The sequence below is a fragment of the Methylobacterium sp. GXS13 genome (assembly GCF_001455965.1).
Taxonomy (GTDB): Bacteria; Pseudomonadota; Alphaproteobacteria; order Rhizobiales; family Beijerinckiaceae; genus Methylobacterium.
Genome location: NZ_LKKO01000022.1, coordinates 1 through 13,820 on the forward strand (window position 1 = coordinate 1; position 13,820 = coordinate 13,820).

Genomic DNA, 13,820 nt, shown 5'->3' on the forward strand with positions numbered 1-13,820 from the left:
CCGGCGAGCACGAGACCGTCGAGAGCCTCGGCTTCGACGCCTCGACCACCATGGCCGATTACGCGCTGGAATGGCTGCCCGACCGCCTGCGCTGGTCGGTCAACGGCCGGCTGCTGCGCGAGGTGCGCGCCCGGCCCGACAAGCCCAGCCCGCCGCCTCCCGGCAAGCCCCTGCGCTCCCTCTGGAGCGGCCCGGGCCGGGACCTCGCCGCCCCGCTCCCGCGCGCCCCGCGTCGCCGCCGCGGCGCCCGAGGAACCGGCGCAGGATGACGACGAGCCGCTGCAGCTCGGCGCGCCGCCGTCGAGCACGGGGCCGATCTACTGAACTGCGGCCCCGGATTGCGGGACGATCGCAAGGTGGTAGTCTCGCGGCTTCCGCGGAGGGGGCAATGCCGGCGAGCTATATCCTGGACGAGCAGGACGAGCGGTTCGTGCGCGAGATGGTGGAGACCGGGCGCTACGCGTCGGTGAGCGACGTGATGCGCGACGGGCTCCGCCTCGTCGAGGAGCGCGAGCGGCGTCGCACCGCCAAGCTGGATGCCCTCCGTCGGGATATCCGTGAGGGCTTGGACAGCGGTCCCTCCGCGCACTTGGATATCGAAGCCGTCAAGGCCGAAGGGCGTCGCCGCTTGGCTGCCGTGCAATCCGCTTCCGGGCGCGGTGACTAGGATCGTCCGGCGCCCGCGCGCCGAAAAAGACCTTGTGGAAATCTGGGCTTACATCGCGCAGGACGACGTGCGGGCAGCCGACCGGCTGGTCGATCAGATCCAGGCCAAGCTTGTGTTGGTCGCCGATCGCCCGCTGATTGGCCGCGCGAGACCGGAGTTGGCTGACGCGCTGCGAAGCATCGCGGTTGGAAACTACGTCTTGTTCTATTAGCCGACGCCCACCGGTATCGACCTCGTCCGGATCCGCAGCCGATATCTGGATCTGGACGCCTCCGACGTCGTGCCTTGACGCCACGCTGCCGTCGATTCGGGCTGGCAATCCGCTACCGTTCAGGGGGGGCAGCCCTGGTCGGTACGCCCTGCACCGGGACCGTGGCACCTGCGCCGCACCGCCCGGTAAACCGTCGGTTCACCCCTGAGCCGACTTGACTGGCGCCCCCGCCGAGCCATCGTCTCGCGCATGCAGGACAGCACCCCCGTCGAGGCACGCGCCATGCGCCCGATCCTTCACAGCCTGGCCCTCGGGCTGGCCCTCCTCTCCGTCGCGCAGCCGGCCCTGGCCCGCTCGGCCCGGGAGGATATCGAGCCCGCCGAGGAGCGGATCTTCCCGTTCGACGCGCAGATCCCCGGCTGCCAGGACCCGAGCGTCCTGGAGCAGGTCTCGACCAACTTCGCCGAGAAGGAGGCGAAGTACTGGAACTCGTCGATGACGATCCGGTCCTTCGACACGATCGAGCGCACCGCCTGGCGGCCCTGGGGGCTGGACACCTATCCCCGCCGGTTCTGCTCGGCCACCGTCACCACCTCGGACGGCGTGCGCCGCAAGGTCGATTACTCCGTGCGCGAGAGCCTCGGCATCATCGGGGCGACCTGGGGCGTCGAGTTCTGCGTGCACGGCCTCGACCGCGACCTGGCCTACGCCTACGCCACCGCCTGCCGGATGGCGCGGCCCTGAGGATGCGCGCCCGCGCCGCCTGCCTCGCCGGCCTGCTGTTCGCCGGGCCGGCCGCCGCCCAGGATATCGGCGGCTTCGGCCGCCGGGGCGAGCCGGGCGCGTTCGATTTCTACGTGCTGGCCCTGTCCTGGTCGCCGACCTATTGCGCCGGCGTCGGCGAGCGCCGGAACGATGGGCAATGCACCCCTGGCCGCGGCCTCGGCTTCGTCGTGCATGGGCTCTGGCCGCAATATACGCGGGGCTACCCGCAGAACTGCTCCGCGGTGGAGCGGGCGCCGACCCGGCAGGCGCTCGAGGTGGCCGGGCAGGTCTACCCGAGCGAGGGGCTCGCCCGGCACGAGTGGCGCGCCCACGGCACCTGTTCCGGACTCGATCCCACCAGTTACTTCCAGGCCGCCCGCGACGCGCGCTTCGCCGTGACGATCCCCGACGGTCTCAAGGGCGGCGGCGGCCCGCAGAGCCTGGCGCCGATCGAGATCGCCCGCCAATTCGTGGCCGCCAACCGCGGCCTGCGCCCCGACATGATGGCGGTGACCTGCACCCGCGGGCAGCTCCAGGAGGTGCGGATCTGCTTCTCCAAGGACCTGCGCGGCTTCACCCCCTGCCCCGAGGTCGCCCGCGGCAATTGCCGCGCCCCGGAGATCACGCTGGACGCCGCCCGCTGATTTATTTGGCCGGTGTCGCGGTTTGAGGCTGGACCCGGGTCGCGCGATCCGCTTCAGGGCGCAGCCATGAACTATCGGCACGCCTTCCACGCCGGCAACCATGCCGACGTGCTCAAGCACCTCGTCCTGGCGCGGGTGCTCGCGCATCTCGGCCTCAAGGACAAGCCGTTCCGGGCGCTCGACGCCTTCGCGGGCCTGGGCGTCTACGACCTGACCGCCGACGAGGCCGCCCGCACCGGCGAGTGGCGGGACGGCTGGGGCCGGATGGAGGCGCCCTTCGCGCCCGACATCGAGGCGCTGCTCGCGCCCTACCGCGAGACCGTCGCGGCGGTGCAGACCCGCTACGGCGCCACCGCCTATCCCGGCGCGGCCGTGGTGATCCGCGAGGCGCTGCGGCCCGGTGACAGGGGCGTGTTCGTCGAGCTGCACCCGGAGGACGCCGCGACCCTGCGGGGGCGCTACGAGCGCGACGGCCGCACCAAGGTGCTCAGCCTCGACGGCTGGACCGCCGTCAACGCCCAGATCCCACCCCCGGAGCGCCGGGGCCTCGTGCTGATCGACCCGCCCTACGAGGTGCCGGGCGAGATCGAGCGCCTCGGCAGCCATCTCGCCCGCGCGGTGGCGAAATGGCCGACCGGGATCTTCCTGGCCTGGTACCCGATCAAGGACGCGGCCGCGATCGACCGCATGGTCCGCGACCTCGACGCCGCCCTGCCCCGCCCGGCCCTGCGCCTGGATCTCTTGATCGACCGGCCGGACGACCCGACCCGGCTGTGCGGAAGCGGCTTGATCGTGGTCAATCCGCCCTGGCGCCTCGCCGAAGAGGCGTTGTTGTTCCTGCCGGCCCTAGCTCAGCGGCTGGCCCGGGAGGAGTTCGGTGGGTTTCGCTGTGATTCGATCGGCCCCGCAAGCTGATTCGTCACTATTGGGATGGGTGAGCGCCGCCGCGGCAATTCTTTAAGAGATTTCGCGCCCACGCGGCCGCCGCTGTTGTGGCGACAAAGACACATTTCTCAGCAGACCCACGCGCCACCCTCAAGAATGACTAAAAACTAGGCAAGTGCCATTTGTTTGTTTTTGTGTCACCGGCAGGTCGGTGTCAGCTTGGCAGGGAACCAATTCCAACGAGCTGCGAAATCATGCTGAAGCGATCCACCCTGGCCGGCTTGGCCACCGTGCTGCTCACCTCGACCAGCATCCTCGCGGCCGATCTTGCAGCCCCGGCACCGGTTCCCGTCGCGCCTCCGGCCGAGCCCTGCAAGGCCACGCTGCTGGGCCCGGCCTACGCCGGCGTGATCAAGGCCAACCCGAACCCGACCTGCTTCTCGGCCGGTCCGCTGGGTGACCTCTATGTCGGCGGTGCCGTCACCGGCTACGCCTACACCCAGACCAACCCGTTCGCCTCGTTCTCGACGCCGGCCGCCCCCAACGACCGGGATCGGGCTGCGCGGGTCGACTTCTCGAACCTCCAGGGCATCATCCAGAAGCCCGAGGGCGCGTTCCAGTTCTACATCCAGGCCGGTGGCTACTCGATCCCGCAGCTCGGCTTCCCGACCCTCGGGACGTTCACACAGACCGACCTGCTGTTCGGACCGGTGCCCGTCGCCTACGGCAAGATCCAGATCAACGATGAATGGTCGATCCAGGGCGGTCGGATGTTCACCCTGATCGGCACCGAGCTGCTGTTCACCTACCAGAACCTGAACATCAACCGCGGCCTCCTGTTCGTGCAGGAGAACTTCATCAACCAAGGTGTGCAGGTCAATTACAGCAGCGGCCCGCTCTCGGTCTCGCTCGCCGGCACCGACGGGTTCTTCTCCAACGAGATCACCTGGTTCACCGGCAACGTCGCCTACAAGCTCGACGACTTCAACACGATCGGCGTCAACGGCGGCCTCAACGTCGGGCGCACCAATGCCCTCGACCGCAGCGCGCGCTACCAGTTCGCCACGCCGAACGCGCAGCAGAACAGCGGCATCTTCAACATCAACTACACTTACGCGAACGGTCCGTGGATCATCTCGCCGTACTTCCAGTTCACCAACGTCGAGCGTGATCTGCGGGTCGGGATCGGCAACACCGCCTCGACCTATGGCGGCGCCCTGCTGGCGGCCTACTCCTTCACCGACAACTTCTCGCTGGCCGGCCGCGTCGAATACACCGAGCAGACCGGTGTGAGGGGCTCCGGCGGGACGAACCTGCTCGGCTTCGGTGCCGGCAGCAACGCCTTCTCAGTCACCGTCACGCCGACCTTCACGTTCGACCGCTACTTCTTCCGGGTCGAATACGCCCACGTTGAGCTCGGCGGCATCACCCGCGGGAATCTGGCCGAGGGCACGCTGGGTACCGGCTTCGGCCGCACCGGCAACCGCACCTCGCAGGACCGTTACATGGTCGAGACCGGCATCACCTTCTGAGCCGATTCTCCAGGCCGGCCCTCGGGCCGGCTCTTCCAACAACCCTCGGGCGTGAGCCCGGGGGTTTTTTCGTGCGCGCGGAAAAGCCGTATTCATCGCGGAGGATTTGTTTTCTATCGCCATGAACTATGAAGTTTAATATATAAGCTTCCTATATCGGCATAGGTGGGATTTTTTCTATCGTATTTTGAAGTATCAAATATGTGACTCGTGACATGAAAAACTTGCACATCCAGCCTTGTATCACGTATTGTTCTTTGCCCGTCGTTCGTGGACAGGTCGAGGACATCTGGAAATGCCGGTGATCAAGGTTTTGTCGGACACGTTGCGGAGCGTTGCCGCACCCGGCATGTCGCCGAAGGCGTTGCGCGCCGCCGTCCGGGAAAAGCATCCCGATGCGTCCAAGAAGGATATCGTGCGGGCAGCCTTCTATGCCTTGATCGAGGAACAATCGCAGGACCCGTCCTGCCTAGCCGAACTGCACGGCTTTGCCCTCGTCGAGCGCGTCTCCGAGGATGAGCGGACCATCAAGGTGGAGGGCCACAAGAAGAAGCGCCGGGTCGCCAAGACGGCCGAGGCTGCGACCGCCGAATTGGCCGAAGCGCTGAACTAGCGCTCGTTGGTCCCAGCGCGTAGCGCTTGGGACGAGATCTCGGCTGCTGATCCCCCGCTCCCTGACGCCGTGCCGTCATCGACGTGGACGGTCAGCGCCTCAAAGGCGGCCGCATCCGTCCTGCGCCGCGGAGAATCGGGATCGGTCCCGATCAACCCCGTTGGAGCAGGCGTCGCCCGGGACGATGCCCCTCCTCCCCGGTGTCGCGGAAGCCGAGCTTCTGCAGGAGGCCCCAGGATGCGACGTTGCCGGGGCGGCATTCCGCAACGATGATGCGCGCCGGGAAACGCCGTGCGAGCAGCGCGACGATCGCCGCGACCGCCTCGAAGGCGAAGCCGCGCCCGCGCGCCGCGCCCCCGACCCAGTAGCCGATCTCGATCGCGCCGGGGCCGCGCAGATGGGTGCCCACCACGCCGACGAGGTTCGGCCCGACGGACTCGTGGGATGCCGCCTCACGGGCCTCCGACGCGTCCGTGTGGCGCATCCAGGCTCCGAGGAAGCGGTCCTGGCCGCGGGTGCCGCTGCGGATCAGGTCTTCGGCATCGCGTACCGTGAAGGGGGCCGGCAGGAAATCGACCGCCGCGGTGATCGCCGGGTCGTCGGTGATCCGGCGCAAATCCTGGGCATCGTCGGGCCCCAGCGCCGCGATCGACAGGCGGGCGGTCTCGATCCCGGGCAGGTCGGCGAGGCTGTCGCGGGTGGCGCGGATGGTAAACATCTCTGCGATGTGGGGTGCCGGCCGTGCCGGAAAAGGCACGGTTGTGCCCCCTGATTTCATCCCGCGCAGGCTTCGACGATCCGTGTGGCACAGCGCGGGGCGGTCACGGATAAGCTGGACGGGAACGGTTGCTTAACCTGAATCCGTCTTCATTGCGGCATCAAGTTGCGTCAGGCAAACGGGTGCGTCGATGCGGGTGCGCGGTACGGGTCGAGGGTTACGGACGCTGTCACGCGTCGCCCTCATCGGCATCATTGGTGGCGGTGCCGCCGCCTGTTCCTCGGACGCATCGCGCCTGAGCAACCCATTTTCCAACCCTTTCTCGTCGGAGCCTGCCGCCACCGGCAGCCTGCCGGACGGCAGCCTCAAGCCGGCGCCGGCGATCCGCACCGGCCGGATCCAGTCCGAGGCGCTCGGCGCCCCCGGTGCTGCCCCGCGCCCGGCGGCCACGGCGATCCCGGCCCCGACCCCTGCGGCCGCGCCGGCCACCCGCGTCGCCTCCACCGGCGCCCCCGGCTGGAGCGCACAGGGCGGCACCCAGATCACGGTGTCGAAGAACGACAGCCTGAACCAGATGTCGACGCGCTTCGGGGTCCCCGCCTCCGCGATCCTGTCGGCCAACGGCCTGTCCAATGCCAGCCAGATCACCCCCGGCCGGCAGATCGTCATCCCGGTCTACAACGCCTCCGGAATGAACCCGGCCGCGGCCCCGATGACCGCGCGTCCGGCCCGGGCCGTCGAAGAGAAGCGCGAGGACGCCCGGCAGATCGAAGCCAAGGTTCCCTCCAAGCGCGAGGACGCCAAGGAGGCGGCCAAGCGTGAGGAGGCCAAGCGTGAGGAGGCCAAGCGCGAAGACGCCAAGCGGGCCGCCGCCGAGAAGGAAGCGGACCGCAAGGAGGCGCTCGCCCGGGATACCGCTGCCCGCAAGGTCGCGGAAGAGAAATCCCGCAAGGAGGCTTCCCTGAAGGAGGCTTCCCTGAAGGAGGCCGACAAGAAGAAGCATGTCCGCCCGGGCCAGGTCGCCAAGGCGGATGAGAAGAAGGCCGATCCGAAGGCGGACGCGAAGGCCAAGGCCGAGGCGAAGGCGATGGAAGCCAAGGCCGAGGCCAAGGCGGCCGCGAAGGCCGAGGCCACCCAGAAGCTCGCCGAGGCCAAGGCCGCCAAGGAAGCGGCCCAGAAGGCCGCCGCCGCGGAGAAGCCCGAGAAGGTCGCCGCCAAGGAGGCCCCGAAGCCGGTCGCCGCGGCCGCGCCGGCCGCGACGGGGCCCGCCGCCACCGGTTCCGTCGCCGATGCGACCCCGTCGGAGAGCTTCCGCTGGCCCGCCAAGGGCCGGGTGATCTCGGGCTACGGCACCTCGGGCAACGAGGGCATCAACATCGCGGTGCCGGAAGGCACGCCGGTGAAGGCCGCCGAGGAGGGCACCGTCGCCTATGCCGGCTCGGACGTGAAGGGTTACGGCAAGCTGGTGCTGGTGCGCCACGCCAATGGCTTCGTCTCGGCCTACGCCCATAACGGCGAGATCGACGTGAAGCCCGGCGACAAGGTCAAGCGCGGCCAGACCATCGCCAAGTCCGGCGCCTCCGGCAACGTGACCTCGCCGCAGCTGCACTTCGAGATCCGCAAGGGCGGCTCGCCCGTGGACCCGATGTCCCAGCTCGCCAGCAACTGAGACGGCGCGACGACACCCTAGGCGGCGGTCCCGAGAGGGGCCGCCGTTTTTTGTTGGCGCCGCGCGACCGAGGTTCAGTGCCCTCAGCGCACCTGCGTGCTGAAATTCGGCTGGGGCTTCAGCTTGCCGTCCTCGCTCTGGGCTGCGACCGCCGCAGGCAGGAACTCGGCGAGGGCCGTCGGCACCCGCCCGGCGGGCAGGTTGAGGTCGTAGGCCAGCCGCTCGGTGACCGCCTCCGGCAGGCAGACGGCAATGGCAGCGGCCGGGATGTGGCGGTTCTCACCGGACCCGATCCAGGACTCGACAGCGTCGCCGTGGCCGGCCTCGCGCAGGCGATCCAGGAAGGCGACCAGTCCGCCGGGATAGAATTTCGCCAGCGCCAACGCGAGCTTGCCGCTGCCGGCGTTCACGACCGCCCGGTCGGCTGCCGCGACCACGTCGCCGATCAGGGTCTTCACACCGTCGAGCAGGCCCATCGCGTCGTGTCTCCTGGTTCCGTCACCGCGCCCAAGGTCGGGCGTATCGGGCCGGCGGCAAGAGCGCATGCGGAAATTGCGCGGGGAATCGGTTAGGGTGCCGGATGCAGGGAGGGAGCGTTCCGTGAAACGCGTGCTGGCCGGTGTTCTCGACGTCGCCTACCGGGATGTCGGCCCTTCGGACGGGAAGCCGGCGGTGCTGCTCCACGGCTTCCCGTACGACATCCACGCCTATGACGCCGTGGCCGAGCGCCTGGCCGGATCCGGGGTGCGCTGCCTGATCCCGTATCTGCGGGGCTACGGACCGACCCGGTTCCGTGATCCCGCCACCCCACGCTCCGGCGAGCAGGCGGCCCTCGGTTCCGACCTCCTGGCCTTCCTGGACGCGCTCGGGATCGAGCGGGCGGTGCTCGCCGGCTACGATTGGGGCGGCCGGGCAGCCTGCGTGGTCGCGGCCCTCTGGCCGGATCGGGCCGCCGGGCTGGTCAGCTGCGGCGTGGGCTACAACATTCAGAATATCCCGGCCTCGGGCAAACCGGCCGCGCCGGATGTCGAGCACAGGTTGTGGTACCAGTACTACCTCCACGGCGAGCGCGGCCGCGCCGGCCTGGCAGCCAACCGCTCGGAATTCTGCGCGTTGTTGTGGCGGCTGTGGTCGCCGACCTGGCGGTTCACCGAAGAGATGTACGCCCGGACCGCCCGATCCTTCGAAGAGAACCCGGATTTCGTGGACGTGGTGGTCCATTCCTACCGCCATCGCTTCGGCCTGGTCCCCGGCGATCCGACGCTCGTCGCGATCGAGGCCCGGCTGGCATGCCAGCCGGCGATCACGGTACCGTCGGTGGTCCTGCTCGGCGCCGACGACGGCGTCGGCCCACCGCCGGCGACCGATACCGACGCGGCGCATTTCACCGGGCCCTACCGGCGCGCCGTCGTCTCGGGGGTCGGACACAACTTTCCCCAGGAGGCACCGGACACCTTCGCGGAGGCTGTGCTCGGCCTGCTGTGAGGGCCTGAGCAGGGGGCGTTGCTTTCGGGAAGCCCCTGGCTATAGTCCGCGCGCTTTCAGACAGGTCTGCGGACGCCGCAATCGGCGGCAGGCCTGCGTGCCAATCGCAGGAGACGCTCGTTGATCACCCCCGCCTTCGCGCAAGGGGCCGCTACGGCCGCTGGCGGAGCGGAGATCGCCTTTCAGGTGATCCCGTTCGTCCTGATCTTCGTGATCATGTATTTCCTGATCCTGCGACCGCAGCAGAAACGGGTCAAGGACCACCAGGCGCTGATCAAGGCGGTGCGCCGGGACGACACGATCGTCACCAACGGCGGCCTCGTCGGTCGCGTGACGAAGTCCGTGGACGACCAGCCGGAGATCGAGGTCGAGATCGCCCCGAACGTCCGCGTCCGGGTCGTGCGGACGATGATCTCCGAGGTCCGCGCCAAGGGCGGACCGGCCAAGGCCGTCTGACACCTTTCATGAAGCGGCCGGCGTAAGTCGCCGGCCTGACAGAGAAAACACCGGCCGATGCTGCGCTTCTCCCGTGCGAAGATCATCACGACCCTCGCGGCGATCCTGATCGGCTTGATGCTCGCGGTGCCGAGCTTCTTCACGCCCGAGCAGCGCAAGGGCTTCGTGGCGAGCCTGCCGTCCTGGTTCCCGACCTGGATCGTCCCGACCCGGGGCATCGTACTCGGCCTCGACCTTCAGGGCGGCTCGCAGCTGCTGCTGGAGGTCGACCAGAACGAGCTGATCGCTTCCCAGGCCAAGGCCCTGCGGGACGACGTGCGCCGCACGCTGCAACAGGAGAACGTCCGCGCCGACGGCGGCATCGGCCTGCTCCAGCGCGGCGTCCAAGTGAAGGTCGCGGACGACGCGGCCCGGGCCAAGGTCCTGCCGAAGCTGCAGGAACTGTCGCTGCCGATCACCACGTCGATCGGCCAGACCGCCGCCCGCACCCTCGACATCACCGAGCAGCCCGGTGCCGTGATCCGCCTGACGCTCACCGACGCCGGCATCACCGACCGCACCCGCCGGGCGGTCAGCCAAGGCATCGAGGTCATCCGGCGCCGGCTCGATTCCACCGGCACCACCGAGCCCTCGATCCAGCAGCAGGGCGCCGACCGGATCCTGATCCAGGTCCCGGGCGAGCAGAACCCGGAGCGGCTGGAGAAGCTGCTGGGCTCCACCGCCAAGCTCGAGTTCCGCATGCTCGCCGACAGCCCCTCGGGCGACGTCGACATGCTGCCCTCCAAGGACGAGAAGGGCGCCAAGGTCCCGGTCGAGCGCCGGGTCATGGCCGATGGCGGCGAGCTGACCGACGCCCAGCCGGCCTTCGACCAGCAGTCGCACGAGCCGATGGTCAGCTTCAAATTCAATCTGCGCGGCGCCCAGCGCTTTGGCCAGGCGACCTCGGAGAATGTCGGCCGGCGCATGGCGATCGTGCTCGACAATGAGGTGGTCTCGGCTCCCGTGATCCGCTCGGCGATCACCGGCGGCTCGGGCCAGATCACCGGCAACTTCACGGTTCAGCAGGCCAACGACCTGTCAGTCCTGCTCCGGGCCGGCGCCTTGCCGGCGAAGTTCACCGTGGTCGAGCGCCGCGTCGTCGGCCCCGGCCTCGGCCGGGACTCGATCCAGGCCGGCAAGCTCGCGACCCTGGTGGCCGCCGGCCTCGTTGTCTGCTTCATGTTCGCCACCTACGGGACCTTCGGGTTCATCGCCAACATCGCCCTGATGGTCCATGTCGGGCTGATCCTGGGCCTGATGTCGGTGCTGGAGGCGACCATGACCCTGCCGGGGATCGCCGGCATCGTGCTCACCATCGGCACCGCGGTGGATTCCAACGTGCTGATCTACGAGCGCATGCGCGAGGAGAGCCATGCCGGCCGCTCGCTGATCTCCGCGCTCCAGGCCGGCTTCGACCGCGCCTTCGCGACGATCATCGACTCGAACTCGACCATGGCGATCGCCGCGTTGATCCTGTTCTTCCTCGGCTCCGGGCCGGTGAAGGGGTTTGCCGTGGTGTTTATCCTCGGCATCCTGACCACCGTCATCACCGCCGTGACGCTGACCCGGATGATGATCGCGGTGTGGTATAAGACGTTCCGGCCGAAGGCCCTGCCGTTCTGAGGCTTCAAATCTTCCGAGGAGGTTGGCCGGGCGATCCGACACAGACCTGTCATCCCGGGGCCGCGCAGCGGAGCCCGGGATCCAGAGCCGCCGACGGCGCCCGATCCTGCCGCCACCGCGCGTCTGGATTCCGGGCTCACCTACGGCGCCCCGGAATGACGGAGCGAGCGGGATGAACCCGCGTCGATCATCCGGCGCCCCCGCGCGCCCGATACGCGAACCGAGACGAAAAAATGCGCCTGCTCCGCCTCTGGCCCGATGAATCGCATTTCGACTTCATGCGCTTCCGGCGGCTGACCTTTCCGCTCTCGGCGGTTCTGTCGCTCGTCACCGTGGTGCTGTTCCTCACCATCGGGCTGAACTTCGGCATCGACTTCAAGGGCGGCACCCTGGTCGAGCTGCAGGCCAAGTCCGGCACCGCCGACGTGGCCGCGATCCGGCACACCGCAGTGGGCTTCGGCTTCGGCGAGCCGGAGGTTCAGGAGCTCGGCAACCAGGGCACCGTGCTGGTGCGCCTGCCGCTCCAGCCCGGCGAGCAGGGCCAGACCGCCGTGATGAACAAGGCGCACGCCGCCTTCGATGCCGATTACGATTTCCGCCGCACCGAGACGGTCGGCCCGCGCGTCTCGGGCGAGCTGGTCCAGTCGGGCACGCTCGGCGTCGTGCTGTCGGTGGTCGCGGTGCTGCTCTACCTCTGGTTCCGGTTCGAGCGGGAGCTGGCGCTCGGCGCCATCGTCGGTACGCTCCACGACATCGTCCTGACGGTGGGCGTGTTCATCATCACCCGCATCGAGTTCAACATGACCTCGATCGCCGCGATCCTGACCATCGTCGGCTACTCGCTCAACGAGACCGTGGTGGTGTTCGACCGGACCCGCGAGCTGATGCGGCGCTACAAGACCATCCCCACGGTCGACCTGCTGAACCTGTCGATCAACTCGACCATGTCGCGCACCGTGATGACCTCGATCTCGTCGGGCCTGTCGCTCCTGGCGCTGGTCCTGTTCGGCGGCGAGGCGATCAAGGGCTTCGCCATCGTGATGCTCTGCGGCGTCGTGATCTGCACCTACTCGGCGATCTTCGTGTCGACTCCGGTGTTGATCTATCTGGGGCTGATGCTCTCGGGCGCCCGGGCGGCGGCCGAGCGCTCCGGCGTCCCGCAACCCGCCGAGTAATTTTTGACGCGATGACCGAGCCGGCGAGTCCGAAAAACTTTGACTCCGGCTTCGTGCCGGGGCGCCACATCATCGACACCTATGGCAATGGCGGCTTCCGCTTTGCCGGGATGTCGCATCGCGGCTCGCTCCTGCTCCTGCCCTCGGGCGTGCGCGCATGGGACGTGACCTCTCCAAAGGCGATCGACCGGACCGCGTTGCGGCCGGTCCAGGCCGAGGCGGCGGGGATCGAGTTGCTTCTGGTCGGCACCGGCCTCGACATCGCGGCCATCGACCCGTCCCTGCGCGGCTGGCTTAAGGATGCCGGCGTCGGCCTCGACGTGATGCAGACGGGGGCGGCCGCCCGCACCTACAACATCCTGGTGGCCGAGAACCGCAAGGTCGCGGCCGCCCTGATCGTGGTCGATTGATGCCGGAGGTCGACGACAAGCCCGCAGAGACCGGCCTGGCTTTCGCGCAGGCCCATTGCGAGCAGCTGGTCCGCGACGGCGACCCCGACCGCTACTATGCGACCCTGTTCGCCCCGGCCGCCGCCCGGCCGCACCTCTTCGCGCTCTACGCCTTCAGCCTGACCGTCGCGCGGGTGCGCGGGGCCGCCTCGAACCCGATGGCCGGCGAAATCCGCCTGCAATGGTGGCGCGATGCGCTCCAGGGCGAGGCAAGGGGCGATGTCCGAGCCAACCCGGTGGCGGCGGCCCTCGAAGAGGCGATCCGGGTGAACCGCCTCCTGCGCCAGCCCTTCGTCGACCTGATCGATGCGCGGGTGTTCGACCTCTACGAGGACCCGATGCCCCGGGTGAACGACCTGGAGGGCTATTGCGGCGAGACCGCCTCCGCCCTGTTCCGGCTGGCGAGCCTGGTGATCGGCAACGGCACCGAGCCGGGCGGCGCGGGCGCTGCCGGCCACGCCGGCGTGGCCTACGGCCTCACCGGCCTGCTGCGCGCCCTCCCCTGGCACGCCCGCTCCGGCCAGGTCTACTTGCCCGCCGATGTGCTCGCCCGCTACGGCGTCACCCGCGAGGACATCACCAGCGGCCGCGGCGGCCCCGGCCTGCGCCGGGCCTGCGCCGACCTGCGCGACCTCGCCCGGACCCATCTCAAGGCCTTCGAGGCCGCCCGCCCGACCATCGCGCCGCTCGCGGGTACGGCGTTCCTGCCGGTGGCCCTGGTCGAGCCCTACCTCGCGACGATGGAGCGGGCGAGCTACGACCCGCTCAACACGATCACCGACCTGCCGCGCTGGCGGAGGCTGTGGCGGCTGTGGCGGGCCTCGCGGCGGATTGGATGAACACCTTCGAGCGAACGACCCTCACCGTCATTGCGAGCGCAGCGAAGCGA

General features: G+C 69.0%; 17 protein-coding genes. 15 read left to right on the plus strand and 2 right to left on the minus strand.

Going from position 1 to position 13,820, the window contains the following annotated elements:
• The 8 genes from AO398_RS07100 to AO398_RS07135 all read left to right on the plus strand — a co-directional run.
• Window positions 1-269, plus strand: a 269-nt coding sequence (locus AO398_RS07100; protein ID WP_152997447.1) for a family 16 glycosylhydrolase, incomplete at its 5' end; no start/stop codon positions are given.
• A gap of 119 nt (window positions 270-388) precedes the next feature.
• Window positions 389-667, plus strand: coding sequence for a type II toxin-antitoxin system ParD family antitoxin (locus AO398_RS07105; RefSeq protein ID WP_058191322.1), 279 nt, complete (start codon window positions 389-391; stop codon window positions 665-667).
• On the plus strand, window positions 660-878 hold the full coding sequence (locus tag AO398_RS28975) for a type II toxin-antitoxin system RelE/ParE family toxin (RefSeq protein WP_082643163.1): 219 nt from the start codon (window positions 660-662) through the stop codon (window positions 876-878). The genes AO398_RS07105 and AO398_RS28975 overlap by 8 nt, the downstream gene beginning before the upstream one ends.
• Window positions 879-1,160: 282 nt before the next feature.
• Window positions 1,161-1,622: a hypothetical protein gene (locus AO398_RS07115; protein WP_058191443.1), complete on the plus strand. Its 462-nt coding sequence runs from the start codon at window positions 1,161-1,163 to the stop codon at window positions 1,620-1,622.
• Between the two features lie 2 nt (window positions 1,623-1,624).
• Window positions 1,625-2,287, plus strand: coding sequence for a ribonuclease T2 (locus AO398_RS07120; RefSeq protein ID WP_058191323.1), 663 nt, complete (start codon window positions 1,625-1,627; stop codon window positions 2,285-2,287).
• A 66-nt stretch (window positions 2,288-2,353) separates the two neighbouring features.
• Complete coding sequence (rlmJ, locus tag AO398_RS07125; RefSeq protein WP_058191324.1) at window positions 2,354-3,202, plus strand: 23S rRNA (adenine(2030)-N(6))-methyltransferase RlmJ; 849 nt, start codon at window positions 2,354-2,356, stop codon at window positions 3,200-3,202.
• 224 nt (window positions 3,203-3,426) lie between these two features.
• On the plus strand, window positions 3,427-4,704 hold the full coding sequence (locus AO398_RS07130; protein ID WP_058191325.1) for a porin: 1,278 nt from the start codon (window positions 3,427-3,429) through the stop codon (window positions 4,702-4,704).
• 295 nt (window positions 4,705-4,999) lie between these two features.
• Entirely contained in the window at window positions 5,000-5,317 is a 318-nt protein-coding gene (locus AO398_RS07135) for a hypothetical protein (RefSeq protein WP_058191326.1), read from the plus strand.
• A gap of 151 nt (window positions 5,318-5,468) precedes the next feature.
• Here the strand turns inward: AO398_RS07135 and AO398_RS07140 are convergent, their stop codons facing one another.
• A complete protein-coding gene (locus AO398_RS07140; protein WP_058191444.1) occupies window positions 5,469-6,035 on the minus strand; it encodes a GNAT family N-acetyltransferase in 567 nt (188 codons plus the stop codon).
• A 190-nt stretch (window positions 6,036-6,225) separates the two neighbouring features.
• Between AO398_RS07140 and AO398_RS07145 the strand changes: the two genes are divergently transcribed.
• Window positions 6,226-7,704: a peptidoglycan DD-metalloendopeptidase family protein gene (locus AO398_RS07145; RefSeq protein ID WP_058191327.1), complete on the plus strand. Its 1,479-nt coding sequence runs from the start codon at window positions 6,226-6,228 to the stop codon at window positions 7,702-7,704.
• A gap of 83 nt (window positions 7,705-7,787) precedes the next feature.
• Here AO398_RS07145 and AO398_RS07150 read toward each other — a convergent pair whose 3' ends face one another.
• Window positions 7,788-8,180: a YidB family protein gene (locus tag AO398_RS07150; RefSeq protein ID WP_058191328.1), complete on the minus strand. Its 393-nt coding sequence runs from the start codon at window positions 8,178-8,180 to the stop codon at window positions 7,788-7,790.
• A 124-nt stretch (window positions 8,181-8,304) separates the two neighbouring features.
• Here AO398_RS07150 and AO398_RS07155 point away from each other — a divergent pair, with 124 nt between their 5' ends.
• The 6 genes from AO398_RS07155 (at window position 8,305) to AO398_RS07180 (ending at window position 13,770) form a co-directional block, all read left to right on the plus strand.
• Complete coding sequence (locus tag AO398_RS07155) at window positions 8,305-9,189, plus strand: alpha/beta hydrolase (protein WP_058191329.1); 885 nt, start codon at window positions 8,305-8,307, stop codon at window positions 9,187-9,189.
• A 120-nt stretch (window positions 9,190-9,309) separates the two neighbouring features.
• On the plus strand, window positions 9,310-9,645 hold the full coding sequence (yajC, locus tag AO398_RS07160; protein WP_058191330.1) for a preprotein translocase subunit YajC: 336 nt from the start codon (window positions 9,310-9,312) through the stop codon (window positions 9,643-9,645).
• Window positions 9,646-9,702: 57 nt separating this feature from the next.
• On the plus strand, window positions 9,703-11,307 hold the full coding sequence (gene secD / locus AO398_RS07165; protein WP_058191331.1) for a protein translocase subunit SecD: 1,605 nt from the start codon (window positions 9,703-9,705) through the stop codon (window positions 11,305-11,307).
• A 233-nt stretch (window positions 11,308-11,540) separates the two neighbouring features.
• Window positions 11,541-12,482 carry a protein translocase subunit SecF gene (secF, locus tag AO398_RS07170; RefSeq protein ID WP_058191332.1) on the plus strand — a complete coding sequence of 314 codons (942 nt, stop codon included), beginning with the start codon at window positions 11,541-11,543 and terminating at the stop codon, window positions 12,480-12,482.
• An 11-nt stretch (window positions 12,483-12,493) separates the two neighbouring features.
• Complete coding sequence (locus tag AO398_RS07175; RefSeq protein WP_058191333.1) at window positions 12,494-12,892, plus strand: MTH938/NDUFAF3 family protein; 399 nt, start codon at window positions 12,494-12,496, stop codon at window positions 12,890-12,892.
• Window positions 12,892-13,770, plus strand: coding sequence for a phytoene/squalene synthase family protein (locus tag AO398_RS07180; protein ID WP_058191334.1), 879 nt, complete (start codon window positions 12,892-12,894; stop codon window positions 13,768-13,770). Before AO398_RS07175 ends, AO398_RS07180 begins: the two co-directional genes overlap by 1 nt.
• Window positions 13,771-13,820 lie beyond the last annotated feature (50 nt).